17 protein-coding genes and 1 pseudogene are annotated in these 14,479 nt (G+C 51.1%); 12 read left to right on the top strand and 6 right to left on the bottom strand.

The window, feature by feature from the left end:
• The first annotated feature begins 375 nt into the window (after positions 1-375).
• Positions 376-828, top strand: coding sequence for an SgcJ/EcaC family oxidoreductase (locus OGX90_RS12810; protein ID WP_003833285.1), 453 nt, complete (start codon positions 376-378; stop codon positions 826-828).
• A 41-nt stretch (positions 829-869) separates the two neighbouring features.
• Here the strand turns inward: OGX90_RS12810 and OGX90_RS12805 are convergent, their stop codons facing one another.
• Together OGX90_RS12805 and pspF are read right to left on the bottom strand one after the other, a co-directional pair.
• Positions 870-1,514, bottom strand: a complete 645-nt coding sequence (locus OGX90_RS12805; protein ID WP_063866031.1) for a quinolone resistance pentapeptide repeat protein QnrB32 — start codon at positions 1,512-1,514, stop codon at positions 870-872.
• A gap of 94 nt (positions 1,515-1,608) precedes the next feature.
• Entirely contained in the window at positions 1,609-2,598 is a 990-nt protein-coding gene (gene pspF, locus OGX90_RS12800; protein WP_161495982.1) for a phage shock protein operon transcriptional activator, read from the bottom strand.
• Between the two features lie 155 nt (positions 2,599-2,753).
• Between pspF and pspA the strand changes: the two genes are divergently transcribed.
• From pspA to pspD, 4 genes are read left to right on the top strand one after another with little or no spacing between them, the layout of a single operon-like run.
• Positions 2,754-3,422, top strand: a complete 669-nt coding sequence (gene pspA / locus OGX90_RS12795; RefSeq protein WP_003020532.1) for a phage shock protein PspA — start codon at positions 2,754-2,756, stop codon at positions 3,420-3,422.
• 54 nt (positions 3,423-3,476) lie between these two features.
• Complete coding sequence (gene pspB / locus OGX90_RS12790) at positions 3,477-3,701, top strand: envelope stress response membrane protein PspB (protein WP_003020509.1); 225 nt, start codon at positions 3,477-3,479, stop codon at positions 3,699-3,701.
• On the top strand, positions 3,701-4,060 hold the full coding sequence (gene pspC / locus OGX90_RS12785) for an envelope stress response membrane protein PspC (protein WP_003020497.1): 360 nt from the start codon (positions 3,701-3,703) through the stop codon (positions 4,058-4,060). The genes pspB and pspC overlap by 1 nt, the downstream gene beginning before the upstream one ends.
• An 8-nt stretch (positions 4,061-4,068) precedes the next feature.
• On the top strand, positions 4,069-4,299 hold the full coding sequence (pspD, locus tag OGX90_RS12780) for a phage shock protein PspD (RefSeq protein ID WP_003833267.1): 231 nt from the start codon (positions 4,069-4,071) through the stop codon (positions 4,297-4,299).
• Between the two features lie 165 nt (positions 4,300-4,464).
• Here pspD and OGX90_RS12775 read toward each other — a convergent pair.
• Positions 4,465-4,590: pseudogene (locus OGX90_RS12775) on the bottom strand (LacI family DNA-binding transcriptional regulator); the annotation flags it as partial.
• Positions 4,591-4,745: 155 nt separating this feature from the next.
• Between OGX90_RS12775 and pspE the strand changes: the two are divergent.
• The 4 genes from pspE (at position 4,746) to tyrR (ending at position 9,353) form a co-directional block, all read left to right on the top strand.
• A complete protein-coding gene (gene pspE, locus OGX90_RS12770) occupies positions 4,746-5,063 on the top strand; it encodes a thiosulfate sulfurtransferase PspE (RefSeq protein WP_008784913.1) in 318 nt (105 codons plus the stop codon).
• Positions 5,064-5,205: 142 nt separating this feature from the next.
• A complete protein-coding gene (locus OGX90_RS12765) occupies positions 5,206-6,603 on the top strand; it encodes a YcjX family GTP-binding protein (protein ID WP_286623987.1) in 1,398 nt (465 codons plus the stop codon).
• Complete coding sequence (locus OGX90_RS12760) at positions 6,600-7,661, top strand: YcjF family protein (protein ID WP_032943592.1); 1,062 nt, start codon at positions 6,600-6,602, stop codon at positions 7,659-7,661. The genes OGX90_RS12765 and OGX90_RS12760 overlap by 4 nt, the downstream gene beginning before the upstream one ends.
• 147 nt (positions 7,662-7,808) lie before the next feature.
• On the top strand, positions 7,809-9,353 hold the full coding sequence (gene tyrR, locus OGX90_RS12755; RefSeq protein ID WP_008784910.1) for a transcriptional regulator TyrR: 1,545 nt from the start codon (positions 7,809-7,811) through the stop codon (positions 9,351-9,353).
• A gap of 53 nt (positions 9,354-9,406) precedes the next feature.
• On the opposite strand, the gene tpx is transcribed toward tyrR, so the two are convergent.
• The gene (gene tpx / locus OGX90_RS12750) at positions 9,407-9,913 is read right to left on the bottom strand and encodes a thiol peroxidase (protein WP_003020437.1); all 507 of its coding nucleotides are present in this window, start codon (positions 9,911-9,913) and stop codon (positions 9,407-9,409) included.
• 115 nt (positions 9,914-10,028) lie between these two features.
• Here tpx and ycjG point away from each other — a divergent pair, with 115 nt between their 5' ends.
• A complete protein-coding gene (gene ycjG, locus OGX90_RS12745) occupies positions 10,029-10,994 on the top strand; it encodes an L-Ala-D/L-Glu epimerase (RefSeq protein WP_103285288.1) in 966 nt (321 codons plus the stop codon).
• Here ycjG and mpaA read toward each other — a convergent pair.
• Positions 10,969-11,697, bottom strand: coding sequence for a murein tripeptide amidase MpaA (gene mpaA / locus OGX90_RS12740; RefSeq protein WP_060682138.1), 729 nt, complete (start codon positions 11,695-11,697; stop codon positions 10,969-10,971). The genes ycjG and mpaA overlap by 26 nt on opposite strands.
• Positions 11,698-11,881: 184 nt before the next feature.
• On the opposite strand from mpaA, the gene mppA reads away from it, so the two are divergent.
• A complete protein-coding gene (gene mppA / locus OGX90_RS12735; protein ID WP_234691983.1) occupies positions 11,882-13,495 on the top strand; it encodes a murein tripeptide ABC transporter substrate-binding protein MppA in 1,614 nt (537 codons plus the stop codon).
• A gap of 37 nt (positions 13,496-13,532) precedes the next feature.
• On the opposite strand, the gene OGX90_RS12730 is transcribed toward mppA, so the two are convergent.
• The gene (locus tag OGX90_RS12730) at positions 13,533-14,096 is read right to left on the bottom strand and encodes a MarR family winged helix-turn-helix transcriptional regulator (RefSeq protein WP_191227141.1); all 564 of its coding nucleotides are present in this window, start codon (positions 14,094-14,096) and stop codon (positions 13,533-13,535) included.
• Between the two features lie 114 nt (positions 14,097-14,210).
• Between OGX90_RS12730 and OGX90_RS12725 the strand changes: the two genes are divergently transcribed.
• A complete protein-coding gene (locus OGX90_RS12725; protein WP_008784905.1) occupies positions 14,211-14,441 on the top strand; it encodes a glutaredoxin family protein in 231 nt (76 codons plus the stop codon).
• Positions 14,442-14,479: the final 38 nt, after the last annotated feature.

The following is a 14,479-nucleotide window of genomic DNA, read 5'->3' as shown; positions in this document are numbered from 1 at the left end:
CTATCTTAGCATTTTCATGGCCCATCTGACTTGCTATAAACGTGGGGGCGTACCTGTCGTTGTTTACTGATTGATATCAGTGTGTGCTCGGAAGATGGAGTATGGCATCGATAACGAAGTGTGGAGCGAGCATTTAGAGTGTCACTATCAATGCTGAACTATAATCATTCAGGAAGTAGTACACGTTATGTGAGTTGTAATAGCTAAAGTATCTATAATTATTTCAACATGTTAATTCCATTTTTTCTTCATGGCATCTTAATCTTCTCACCCATTTATGGTGATGATTTCCATTGGTTATTAAATGCATTTTGGCTTTGATCCTGGTTATGAACGGTTTTCTGTTGCCATTTAACTTCTAATGGAATGAATTGTATGAATAAATTACTGAGCCTTGTTGTTTCACTTGCCCTATTGCCTGGAGCCGTTTTTGCAGCGTCGACTCCAGACTGTGTGAAGGTGAATAAAGCGCAAATCGAAGCGCTATTTGATAAGTGGAACGAGTCATTGAAAACAGGTAACGCGCAGACGGTATCTGAAAATTATCTTAGCGATGCGGTATTGCTGCCTACTGTATCCAATAAAGCGCGTTTAACGGACGCTGAACGTGTTGATTATTTCGAGCATTTTCTTGCGAAAAAGCCGACCGGGAAAATTGACATGCGTACCATTCGCCTGGGGTGCAATAAGGCGATAGACACCGGTACCTACACATTTACCTTCGCGGACAAATCAACGGTTTCAGCCCGCTACACATTCACTTATGCATGGGACGGTAAAGAGTGGAAAATTTCCACACACCACTCTTCAGCGATGCCTGAGGGGTAAAAAGCTGTGCAGGGGGCGGAATATTCACCGCTCCCTGAAGACTAGCCAATAATCGCGATGCCAAGACGTTCCATGAGCAACGATGCCTGGTAGTTGTCCAACTTAACGCCTTGTAAATCAACGCCCCGAATATCTAAGTCACCCAACTCCGAATTGGTCAGATCGCAATGTGTGAAGTTTGCTGCTCGCCAGTCGAAAGTCGAAAACTCGCCGCCGGAGAGATCTGAACCACTGAACGTCGCGCCCAGTACCTGGGCCCCCATCCAACGGTTTTCCCACAACTCACACTTTTCCAACACGACTTTCGAAAAATTGGCGTAGCTTAGATTTGAGTTAGTGATATATGCACTGCAAAACCAGGTGCGAGTAGTGATCATATTCATAAAACTTGCGCCGCGAAAATCTGCGCCTTGCGCACGACAGTGGCGAATTTCAATGCCAAGCGCACTGGCATTGCGAAAATCCGCCATGGATAAATCACAGCTTTTAAAAATGGCATCTTTCAGCATCGCACGACTAAAATTGCACCCTTTCTGGCTTTCACGATCATAGAACTGACAGCCGATAAATTCAGTGCCGCTCAGGTCGGCACCTGAAAAATCACAGTTAAAAAATGTACTATTTTCAATTTTCTCACCGGTGAAGCGGTTTCTGTCAATTTTTTCGCCAACGAGTGCCAGTGCCATATTTGTACCTGTTTTTTTATACAGTAATGGCGTCATGGTAAACCCTGATGAGGTTATGCGTCAAATCCGCCAATATGACATCTGCAAATGTGCGTTAAATCTGGTGTTTTTTCAGCAAAGCGCGAAGCTGATGGTAAGTCAGACCCAGTAATTCAGCGGCTTTTTTCTGGTTAAATTTTGCCTGCTGTAAGCTGGTTTGTAGAAAGTCTTTCTCTTGCTGCTGCTGGAATTCACGCAGATCCAGCGGTAACCCTACAGACATCGGTTTAGTTTCCGGCGCCTGCGGCTGCGTAGTGTGGCGGCGGAAGGGGTCAATGATTATCTCATCCAGCGGGTAATCACTGGTTCCATGCCGGTAAACGGATCGCTCCACGACGTTTTTCAGTTCACGAATATTGCCCGGCCAACGGTAGTGGAGGAGCGTTTCTCTGGCCTCGGCACTAAAACCCGGAAACAGAGGTAATCCGATCTCGCGGCACATCTGAATGGCAAAATGTTCGGCCATTAACATAATGTCACTTTGACGCTCGCGTAACGGTGGGAGTTGCACCACGTCAAAGGCCAGGCGATCCAGCAGGTCCGCGCGGAAAGTGCCTTCGCTAACCATGCGAGGTAAGTCGGCATTGGTCGCACAAACAAGTCGTACGTTAACCTGTAATGGTTGGCTACCACCTACGCGCTCCAGCTCGCCATATTCAATAACGCGCAGCAATTTTTCCTGTACCAACATCGGGGCGGTTGCCAGTTCATCGAGAAACAGCGTACCGCCGTCGGCGCGTTCGAAACGTCCTGGATGGCGTTTTTGCGCGCCGGTAAAGGCACCCGCTTCGTGACCAAACAGTTCGGAATCAAGCAAATTTTCGTTTAGAGCCGCGCAGTTAAGCGAAATAAACGGGCCTTGCCAGCGGGTGGAGAGGTAGTGCAGGCGGTTGGCAATAAGTTCTTTCCCGGTCCCGCGCTCACCTATAACCAGTACAGGTTTATCCAGCGGTGCCAGATGAGAAACCTGCTCCAGCACTTCAATAAAGCTGTTCGCTTCACCCAGAAGATTATCTTTGTATCCAGCCATGATGAAATTCACCATTTGTTAGTGTTATTCACCAATTTACGCTAATTAGCCTGGCAGGTAAAATTATATTATTACAATAAAATCAATTATATAAAAAGTTGGCACGCCAAGTGCATTACGAAAACAGCAGGGCATAGCCCGATATCAGAACAGTAAGTGAGGATTACATTATGGGTATTTTTTCTCGTTTTGCCGACATCGTGAACGCCAACATTAATGCGTTGCTGGAAAAGGCTGAAGATCCGCAGAAACTGGTGCGGTTGATGATCCAGGAAATGGAAGACACGCTGGTTGAGGTACGTTCTAACTCAGCGCGTGCGCTGGCAGAAAAGAAACAATTATCTCGCCGTATCGAACAGGCCAGTGCCCAACAGGCAGAGTGGCAGGAAAAAGCAGAACTTGCGCTGCGTAAAGAGAAAGAAGATTTGGCGCGTTCTGCGTTAATTGAAAAGCAGAAACTGACCGATTTAATTGCCTCTCTGGAGCATGAGGTGACGCTGGTTGACGATACGCTTGCGCGTATGAAAAAAGAGATCGGTGAGCTGGAAAATAAACTCAGTGAAACCCGTGCTCGTCAGCAGGCTTTGATGCTGCGTCATCAGGCAGCGAGCTCTTCCCGTGATGTTCGTCGTCAACTGGACAGCGGTAAACTCGATGAAGCGATGGCGCGCTTTGAATCTTTCGAGCGTCGTATCGATCAGATGGAAGCCGAGGCTGAAAGCCATAACTTCGGTAAACAGAAGTCTCTGGATCAGCAATTTGCTGACCTGAAAGCAGATGATGAAATCAGCGAGCAGCTGGCGCAACTTAAAGCCAAAATGCAGCAAGACAAGCAATAATAACATCTGGCGGCGCCCGAACGCGCCGCCGCTCATCACCTGTAAGGAGTACTCATGAGCGCGCTATTTCTGGCTATCCCGTTAACCATCTTTGTGTTGTTCGTTTTACCGATTTGGCTCTGGCTGCACTACAGCAACCGTTCCAGCCGTGGCGAACTGTCGCAAAGTGAACAGCAACGCCTGGTTGAACTCAACGATGACGCACAGCGGATGCGCGAGCGCATTCAGGCGCTGGAAGACATCCTCGATGCTGAACATCCAAACTGGAGGGACCGCTAATGGGAGGCGTTAACCTGAACAAAAAACTGTGGCGTATTCCGCAGCAGGGCATGGTGAAGGGGGTTTGCGCAGGTATTGCGCATTATCTCGATGTACCTGTGAAGCTGGTACGGATCCTGGTGGTGTTGTCAGTCTTTTTTGGCCTGGCCTTTTTCACCTTCGTCGCCTACATCGTGCTGACCTTTGTGTTGGATCCGATGCCGGATAATGTGGTTTCCGGCGAGCAGCAGCCATCAAGCGGTGAGCTGTTGGATGCCGTCGATCGCGAGCTGGCGGCTAGTGAAAAGCGTTTACGTGAAATGGAGCGTTATGTGACGTCCGATACTTTTTCCTTACGTAGTCGCTTCCGTCAATTGTGAGGACAGAAATGAACAATCGCTGGCAACGTGCCGGGCAAAGGGTTAAGCCGGGCTTTAAAATAGCAGGTAAGCTGGTGCTTCTGACCGCGCTGCGCTACGGCCCGGCGGGTGTAGCAGGGTGGGCGGTGAAGTCCGTCGCCCGACGCCCGCTAAAAATGCTGCTGGCGTTGGTTCTGGAACCGGTGTTGAGTCGGGCTGCGGCAAAATTGTCGAAACGTTATTCAGGTAATCAACCCTGATATTTGAATCAGCAAAAGCAAGCAACAATTAATCAACATTCCCTCAGTTAATTTGCGGCAGCTTACAAATATAATTTGGGGGCTGTCAGAATTCTTTTGGGTCGTTACCACGGGTATTGAGGGTGAACTAAAAAATCTATTTCGCAGAGCATTAATACCCAGGTTTTATATCAGGAAGTCGGTCAGCAATATTTGTGTTCCTATCGTGATATTCTGTAATCCCTTCTCTCCTGCAATCAGATTAAATAATAAATTACAGCTTTGCTCACCTAATTGTTGGGTAGGAACATCAAATGCGGGTAGAAAAATCAACAGGCTAACTGCAGCATGGGTAACCTGAGGAACAATCGTCCGCGCCTGCAGACGGTGATAATGCGGTCGCAATATTTTCTTAAGAACTGGCGTATAGTGTAGAGGTAAATCCAACTATCAGTCAGGAAGATATTATGTTGAAAAAAGGTGTATTAGCGTTGGCTCTGGTCATCGGCATGCCGGTTTACGCAGCCGAACACTGGATCGATGTTCGCGTTCCTGAACAGTACCAACAGCAGCATATTCAGGGGGCCGTCAATATTCCGTTAAAAGAAATGAAGGCACGTATTGCAGCTGAAGTTCCTGATAAGAACGACACTGTGAAGCTGTACTGCAACTCCGGGCGTCAATCGGGACAAGCGAAGGATATGTTGACTGAAATGGGCTATACGCAGGTGACGAATGAAGGTGGCATCAACCAGATCTCGCTTCCTAAAGTAGAGAATAAATAAGCCGTACGCAGTTCTTCTGCTCCTGGCGGTAAGAATAATGCCGCCAGGTTCCGCCCAGGTAGTTGATAAGTAAGAATTGACCCCTATCTTTACTTCCTGTTTGTTATAATTTCTTCGGTTCCTTCAGCAAAACGGGATGGCGATGAAGCGACTTAAAAATGAACTCAATTCGCTGGTTAATCGCGGCGTAGACCGGCATTTACGCCTGGCTGTCACCGGACTTAGCCGCAGCGGTAAGACGGCGTTTATCACTGCGATGGTAAACCAGTTACTCAATATTCATGCCGGTGCGCGTCTGCCGTTGCTCAGCTGCGTGCGCGAAGAGCGTTTGCTCGGCGTGAAACGGGTTCCTCAACGCGATTTTGGCATTCCGCGCTTTACCTATGATGAGGGACTGGCGCAACTGTACGGCTCTCCGCCGGCCTGGCCGACCCCTACGCGCGGCGTGAGTGAAATACGTCTGGCGCTGCGCTATAAATCCAATGACTCTTTACTGCGCCACTTTAAAGACACCTCTACGCTGTACCTGGAGATCGTCGATTATCCGGGGGAGTGGCTGCTCGATTTACCGATGCTTGCCCAGGATTATCTGAGCTGGTCGCGGCAAATGACCGGATTATTGCAGGGGCAGCGGGGCGAATGGTCGGCAAAATGGCGGCAGTTATGCCAGGGGCTGGATCCGTTGGCGCCTGCTGATGAAAACCGTCTGGCGGAAATTGCTGCCGCCTGGACGGAGTATCTGCATCAGTGTAAACAGCAGGGCCTGCATTTTATTCAACCGGGCCGTTTTGTCCTGCCCGGGGATATGGCGGGCGCGCCTGCGCTGCAATTCTTCCCGTGGCCGGATGTCGATGCCTGGGGGGAATCAAAGCTGGCGCAGGCTGACAAACACACCAACGCGGGCATGTTGCGCGAAAGATTCAATTATTACTGCGAAAAGGTCGTCAAAGGGTTTTATAAGAATCACTTCCTGCGCTTTGACCGCCAGATTGTGCTGGTAGATTGCCTGCAGCCGCTCAACAGCGGGCCACAGGCGTTCAACGACATGCGTCTGGCGCTTACCCAGTTGATGCAAAGCTTCCATTACGGGCAGCGTACGCTGTTTCGTCGGCTATTTTCTCCGGTGATCGACAAGCTGCTGTTTGCCGCCACCAAAGCCGACCACGTCACGGTCGATCAGCACGCCAATATGGTGTCGTTATTGCAGCAGCTGATCCAGGACGCATGGCAAAACGCGGCGTTCGAAGGTATCAGCATGGATTGTCTGGGGCTGGCATCGGTGCAGGCAACCACCAGCGGCTTGATCGATGTGAAAGGTGAAAAGATCCCGGCGCTGCGAGGTAATCGTCTGAGCGATGGCGAACCGCTGACAGTCTATCCGGGCGAGGTTCCCGCGCGACTGCCCGGACAGGCATTTTGGGACCGCCAGGGCTTTCAGTTTGAGGCGTTTCGCCCGCAGGTTATGGATGTCGATAAACCCTTACCGCATATCCGCCTTGATGCCGCGCTGGAGTTTTTAATAGGAGATAAATTGCGATGAGCGAGCCGTTAAAACCGCGTATCGATTTCTCAGGTCCGCTGGACGTGGAACAAAACACGGCGTTTAAAGCGCAGCAAATGTTCAATGAGACGGAGGCGCAGACTTTTTCTCCAGCGAAAGTGGATGAACCCCTGGAAGACGAAGGTCAGGCGGAGGCCGTCATTGATGCGGCCTTACGCCCCAAACGCAGTCTGTGGCGCAAGATGGTGATGGGCGGGCTGGCGCTGTTTGGCGTAAGCGTTGTTGCTCAGGGTGTGCAGTGGACCATGAACGCCTGGCAGACTCAGGACTGGGTCGCGCTGGGAGGATGTGCCGCAGGCGCATTGATTATCGGCGCAGGTGTCGGATCGGTGGCGACCGAGTGGCGCAGATTGTGGCGATTGCGTCAGCGCGCGCACGAACGTGATGAAGCGCGAGACTTGCTCCACAGCCATGGAACCGGAAAAGGTCGTGCATTTTGTGAAAAACTGGCGCAGCAGGCGGGTATCGATCAGTCGCATCCGGCTCTACAGCGTTGGTATGCCTCAATTCATGAAACGCAGAACGATCGCGAAGTGGTCAGCCTGTATGCCCATCTTGTGCAGCCGGTACTGGATGCGCAAGCCCGGCGTGAGATTAGCCGTTCAGCGGCAGAGTCCACGCTGATGATTGCAGTCAGTCCGTTGGCGCTGGTGGATATGGCGTTTATCGCCTGGCGAAATCTGCGGCTGATTAATCGCATTGCATCGCTGTATGGCATTGAACTTGGTTATTACAGCCGTCTGCGCCTGTTCCGCCTGGTGTTGTTGAATATCGCTTTTGCCGGGGCCAGTGAGCTGGTGCGGGAAGTAGGGATGGACTGGATGTCGCAGGATTTAGCCGCCCGCTTATCAACGCGTGCCGCACAGGGCATTGGCGCGGGGTTATTAACGGCGCGTCTGGGCATTAAAGCTATGGAGCTTTGCCGACCGCTGCCGTGGATCGATGATGATAAGCCACGACTGGGCGATTTTCGCCGTCAACTGATTGGTCAGGTGAAAGAGACCTTACAAAAGAACAAATCTCCGCGCGAAAGTTAGCTAAAAAACAGGCGCCGATCGTATAACTTTACGCCCCGGCGCCCAATTTTCCAGCGCGCTGTCAATATTTGTTGACAGAGTTCTTCCTGCGAACCAAATACTGTCTTATCATTTACTACATAATCCCTTGTCCTGATGAAGGTTCCTATGCGTTTGGAAGTCTTTTGTGAAGACCGTCTTGGTCTGACCCGCGAATTGCTCGATTTACTGGTGCTGAGAAGCATTGATTTACGCGGTATCGAGATTGACCCCATCGGGCGGATTTACCTTAATTTTGCGGAGCTGGAGTTCACCAACTTCAGCAGCCTGATGGCTGAAATTCGCCGTATTTCAGGGGTTACGGATGTGCGTACCGTGCCCTGGATGCCTTCTGAACGTGAACATCTGGCGCTAAGTGCGCTGCTTGAAGCGTTGCCTGAGCCGGTCCTTTCTCTTGATATGAAAAGCAAAGTTGAGATGGCGAACCCTGCGAGCTGTCAACTTTTTGCGCACACCCAGGAGCGGATGCGCAACCATACCGCAGCCCAGTTAATCAATGGGTTTAACTTCCAGCGCTGGCTGGAAAGCAATCCGCAGGATTCCCATAGCGAACATGTCGTGATTAACGGGCAGAATTTCCTGATGGAAATTACGCCTGTCCATTTGCAGGGCGAAAATCAGGAGCAGATGCTGACCGGCGCGGTGGTGATGTTGCGCTCCACCATTCGAATGGGACGTCAGCTGCAAAATATGACAACGCAGGATCTCAGCGCGTTTAGCCAGATTATTGCCGTCAGCGCCAAAATGAAACATGTGGTGGAACAGGCGCGCAAGCTGGCGACGCTGAGCGCGCCGCTGCTGATTACTGGTAATACCGGCACCGGCAAAGATCTCTTTGCTCACGCCTGCCATCTGGCAAGCCCGCGTGCGTCGAAACCGTATCTGGCGCTGAACTGCGCGTCAATCCCTGAAGATGCGGTTGAAAGCGAGCTGTTTGGCCATGCGCCGGAAGGTAAAAAAGGGTTCTTTGAGCAGGCGAATGGCGGTTCGGTTCTGTTAGATGAAATTGGCGAAATGTCGCCGCGTATGCAGACCAAATTGCTGCGTTTTCTCAATGACGGTACGTTCCGTCGCGTGGGAGAAGATCACGAAGTTCATGTTGATGTCCGTGTGATTTGCGCGACGCAAAAGAACCTTGTGGAGCTGGTGCAGAAAGGACTTTTCCGTGAAGACCTCTATTATCGTCTGAATGTACTGACGTTAAACCTGCCGCCGCTGCGCGATTGCCCACAAGATATTATGCCGCTCACCGAACTGTTCGTAGCGCGTTTTGCCGATGAGCAGGGCGTGCCGCGTCCGAAGCTGTCCGCCGATCTCAGCACGGTGTTAACCCGTTACGGTTGGCCGGGCAACGTGCGTCAGCTTAAAAACGCTATCTACCGGGCGTTGACCCAGCTTGAAGGCTATGAGCTGCGGCCGCAGGATATTTTACTGCCGGATTATGATGCGGCAACGGTTGCGGTCGGAGAAGAGGTGATGGAAGGGTCGCTGGATGAAATTACCAGCCGCTTTGAACGCTCCGTGCTGACGCAGCTGTATATGAATTATCCCAGCACGCGCAAGCTGGCCAAGCGCCTCGGCGTTTCGCATACCGCGATTGCCAATAAATTGCGCGAGTACGGCCTGAGCCAACAGAAAAAAAGCGAAGAGTAATGCCGTAAATGAAAATGCCTCCGTCCGGAGGCATTTTTGTATGCAAACGCAGCTTATGCTTTCAGAACGTCCAGCGCCGCTGTGTAGTCTGGTTCGTTGGTGATTTCATTGACCAGTTGGCTGAAGACGACGTTGTCATTTTCATCGATAACAACTACGGCACGTGCGGCCAGACCTTTCAACGGGCCTTCAGCGATTTCAACACCGTAGTTTTTCAGGAATTCTGCGTTGCGCAGGGTGGACAGCGTGATAACGTTGCTCAGACCTTCCGCGCCGCAAAAACGAGAGTGGGCGAATGGCAGGTCGGCCGAAATACACAGTACGACGGTATTGTCGATTTCTGTCGCTAGTTGGTTAAACTTACGTACCGATGCCGCGCAAACGCCAGTATCGATGCTAGGGAAAATATTCAGCACTTTGCGCTTGCCTGCAAACTGGCCCAGCGTAACGTCAGACAGGTCTTTAGCCACAAGGGTAAAAGCCTGAGCTTTGCTTCCAGCCTGAGGAATGGAGCCGGCAACTGCAACCGGGTTGCCCTGGAAATGAACGGTTTGTGACATGGTTATCTTCCTGTTTACATATAGTTAACGTCGAGGCTAGTTTATGCCATCAACAGTTAACACGGCAAACGCTATTTGCGGATATCCGCTTCAGGGACTGCATTAAGGAAAACAAATGAGAACAGTTAAGGTATATGAGGAAGCCTGGCCGCTGCACACTCCCTTTGTCATCGCCCGTGGGAGCAGGACCGAAGCGCATGTGGTTGTCGTCGAATTGACAGAAAATGGCGTCACAGGTATTGGCGAGTGCACACCGTACCCACGCTACGGTGAAAGCGATGCCTCTGTTCTGGCGCAAATTATGAGCATTGCGCCACAGCTGGAAAACGGACTTAGGCGTGATGAGCTGCAAAAGCTGCTGCCAGCAGGGGCTGCACGAAATGCCGTAGACTGCGCGTTGTGGGATCTAAGTGCGCGTCAACAGCAGAAGTCGCTGGCGGAATTGGTGGGAAGTGAACTGGCGGAAGTGGTGACGACGGCGCAAACAGTGGTGATTGGCTCGCCGGAACAAATGGCCGCGAGCGCGGCTGCGCTGTGGGGAAATGGCGCAAAACTGCTGAAAGTTAAACTGGATGCTCGCTTGATTAGTGAGCGGATGGTTGCCATTCGTGCGGCTGTTCCTGACGCTACGATTATTGTCGACGCCAATGAATCCTGGCGGGCAGAAGGCCTTGCGGCACGCTGTCAGCTGTTGGCTGATTTAGGGGTGGCAATGCTGGAGCAGCCGCTGCCGGCTCAGGATGATGCCGCTCTGGAGAATTTTGTGCATCCGCTGCCCATCTGCGCAGATGAAAGTTGCCACACTCGCAGCAGCCTGAAAGCGCTGCACGGACGCTATGAAATGGTCAATATCAAACTGGACAAAACAGGCGGTCTGACGGAAGCACTGGCGCTGGCAACGGAAGCCCGCGAGCAGGGATTTGCGCTGATGCTGGGCTGCATGCTGTGTACCTCCCGGGCTATCGGTGCGGCGTTACCGCTTACGCCGCAGGTTAACTTTGCCGATCTTGATGGCCCTACCTGGCTGGCCAGCGATGCGGAGCCAGCCCTGCATTTTACGACCGGGCAGCTCCATCTCTAGGGTGCCAGCGCAGCAGATTGGACATGGCCAGCAGGTATTTTTCGCTCGCTTCATCCGATGAAATGGGCGGAAATTCGGCGGTTATGCAGTGTAAATTCAGGTCTGCGCACCAGCTCCCAAAAGAGCCGGGCGTTTCATAACCTACGCTGGTGACCAGAGGCAATTCAAACGACTGTGCCAGCCATGAACCCAGCTCGCTGCTTCTGGGATCTTCAATACAGGCCAGTGGATCGTGAAAAGAGACTACCCAGGCGGGATGAATTCGGTGAATAAGCTGACACAACGCCTGGGTTTCTGGTTCCGAACCCGGACTTTCGCCGGTCAACAACACCACATCACGCTCTTCTGCGCTACTGTTCCAGCGGTACACCGTTTCGCCCGCTTTCCAGTTTGCGGCGGGAAAGTTACGGTTCAGATCGACGCCGTTCGCATTTGCGCGCAGTCCAAGCTGGCAACCGTCAGGGTTTACGGCCAGCACTACATGGTGGCGACGCAGAGAAGGGTTAAGCGTACGCAATGCGCAGGAAAGGGTAACGACCGAGGAGTTTTCGTCGCCGTGCGTTCCCGCCAGTATCAGACCGCTTTCACGATCGGCTGCCAGTGCAGGAAACCAGATTAGCGGTGCGCCTAACAATGAACGTCCGTAATGTTCGGTTCCAGGTGGGAATGCGCCGCGCTCGGCACGGGGACGGGTAACGGTCATAGTCATCTCTGAATGCTTGGATTGTTACTCGCAGTGTTGTGCAAAATGTATGGATAATCAAATCGTTTTCACACACTTATCTTTTCAGGTGTAATATCACTTTCTTGTCGGAAGTTAATTGCATTTCCTGCTGGCGATACAAATAATTACACATTCACTTAGTAGCCGGAATTGAGGGTATCTTATGCAGCATTCTGTTTCAGTAACCTGTTGTGCGTTGTTGGTTAGCAGCATTTCTTTATCCTGGGCTGCTGATGTTCCCAGCGGAACGGTACTGGCAGAGAAACAAGAACTGGTGCGTCATATAAAAGACGAACCGGCGTCGCTTGATCCGGCAAAAGCTGTAGGGCTGCCTGAAATACAGGTTATTCGTGATCTATTTGAAGGGCTGGTCAACCAGAATGAGAAGGGTGAGATCGTGCCTGGCGTCGCTACCCAGTGGAAGAGTAACGATAACCGCATCTGGACGTTTACGCTGCGTGACAATGCGCAATGGGCCGATGGTACGCCGGTAACGGCGCAGGATTTTGTCTATAGCTGGCAGCGTCTGGTTGATCCAAAAACGCTGTCGCCGTTTGCCTGGTTTGCGGCGCTGGCGGGAATTAATAATGCTCAGGCTATTATCGATGGCAAAGCCACGCCTGATAAACTTGGCGTTAGTGCTGTCGATGCACGGACATTGAAAGTTCAACTGGATAAACCGCTGCCCTGGTTTGCCAATCTGACAGCGAGTTTTGCATTCTATCCGGTACAAAAAGCTAACGTTGAGAGCGGCAAAGAGTGGACAAAACCAGGCAATCTTATTGGTAACGGCGCCTATGTGCTCAAAGATCGCGTCGTGAACGAAAAACTGGAAGTGGTGCCGAACACGCATTATTGGGACAACGCCAAAACGGTGCTGCAAAAAGTCACCTTCCTGCCGATCAACCAGGAATCAGCTGCGACCAAGCGCTATCTTGCGGGTGATATTGATATCACGGAATCCTTCCCGAAAAATATGTACCAGAAACTGTTGAAGGATGTCCCGGGTCAGGTTTACACCCCGCCGCAACTTGGTACTTATTATTATGCTTTCAATACCCAGAAGGGACCGACCGCCGATTCGCGCGTGCGTCTGGCGCTCAGCATGACTATCGATCGTCGTCTGATGGCAGAGAAAGTTTTGGGTACCGGTGAGAAACCGGCATGGCATTTTACGCCGGATGTAACGGCAGGATTTGTACCGGAACCTTCACCGTTTGAGCAAATGAGTCAGGAAGAACTGAACGCGCAGGCAAAAACGCTGCTGCGTGCGGCGGGCTATGGCCCACAGAAACCGCTTAAACTGACGCTGCTGTACAACACCTCAGAAAATCATCAGAAGATTGCTATCGCAGTGGCTTCTATGTGGAAGAAGAACCTCGGTGTTGACGTGAAACTGCAGAACCAGGAATGGAAAACGTATATCGACAGCCGTAATACCGGTAATTTTGATGTGATCCGCGCCTCATGGGTGGGTGACTACAATGAGCCATCTACGTTCTTGTCGCTATTAACATCGACCCATACGGGCAATATCTCCCGCTTTAATGATCCGGCGTACGACAAAGTGTTGACCCAGGCAACTCTGGAGAATACAGAGAAAGCGCGCAATGCCGATTATAACGCCGCGGAGAAAATTCTGATGGAACAGGCACCTATTGCACCGATTTATCAGTATACCAACGGGCGTTTAATTAAACCGTGGCTGAAAGGGTATCCGATTACTAACCCTGAAGATGTCGCATACAGCCGCACAATGTATATCGTTAAGCACTAACAGAGATAATGGCTGGTGTGATTTTGCACCAGCCATTTTATGTTTCCGGCGGCTGATGCTCCCGGCAAATCAGCAATGAATCTTCTTCACTCAATCTCTCTTTCGTCAGATTACAAAATCCCTGACCATCAATTTTTTGGTGGAACCGACAGCTATGGCAAAGACCAAAGCCAGGCACATTGTTGGTCCTCTGGATCCCGCGTAACAGTTCTAACAGCAGCTCTCTGAGCACGATCGCCCGTTCACCCATTGCCAATTCACCCTCCACTAAAAACGTGGGGGGCAGCAGGGCTTCCAGTAAGGTATTGGCCGACTCACTTAAGTGTAGATGGACGCTACGTTTATCACGGTCATCCGGCTTGCGAACAATCAACCCTTTGTTTTCCAAAAGCTTCAGCGATTGTGACACGGTACCTTTGGTGAGCCCAAGGTAGTCTGTCACGCCAAGCGGCGTATTGGAATAACGGTTGCAACGGGCCAGATACATTAACGCGCTAAGTTGTACTGGCTGGAGATCCGCCAGTAAAGGATGCTGGCGAAACCACATCCTTGTCAGGCTGGAAAGCCGGTCAAGTACGTCGAAAAGTGACATGTCGGGCATAACAAATCCTCCTCGGCATATAGTATCGATTAAAAACTATATTGACAAAGGGTAAAAGCAGCGTAGCATGAATTATAGTATCGAATCGATACTATAATTTAAAGGAGATGTATCATGACTAAAGCTCGTTTCTATCATGCAGGTTGCCCGGTTTGTGTTTCCGCAGAACAGACACTTCTGCAGCATTTGTCTGCAGATGTTGAAATCGATGTGGTTCATCTGGGAGAGCAACCTGATCGGGTTGCTGAGGCTGAAGTGGCTGGCGTGAAATCTGTTCCGGCGCTGGTGATTGACGGCAATGTGCTGCATATTAATTTCGGCGCTCCCATTGAAGCGTTGAAATAGCTAGATAGTTCGGGAAGTTGCGTTGGCGATTTCCCGAA

The organism is Citrobacter sp. Cpo012 (genome assembly GCF_030333015.1).
GTDB classification, from domain to species: Bacteria; Pseudomonadota; Gammaproteobacteria; order Enterobacterales; family Enterobacteriaceae; genus Citrobacter; species Citrobacter portucalensis.
This window is presented reverse-complemented; position numbering and strand designations above follow the sequence as displayed.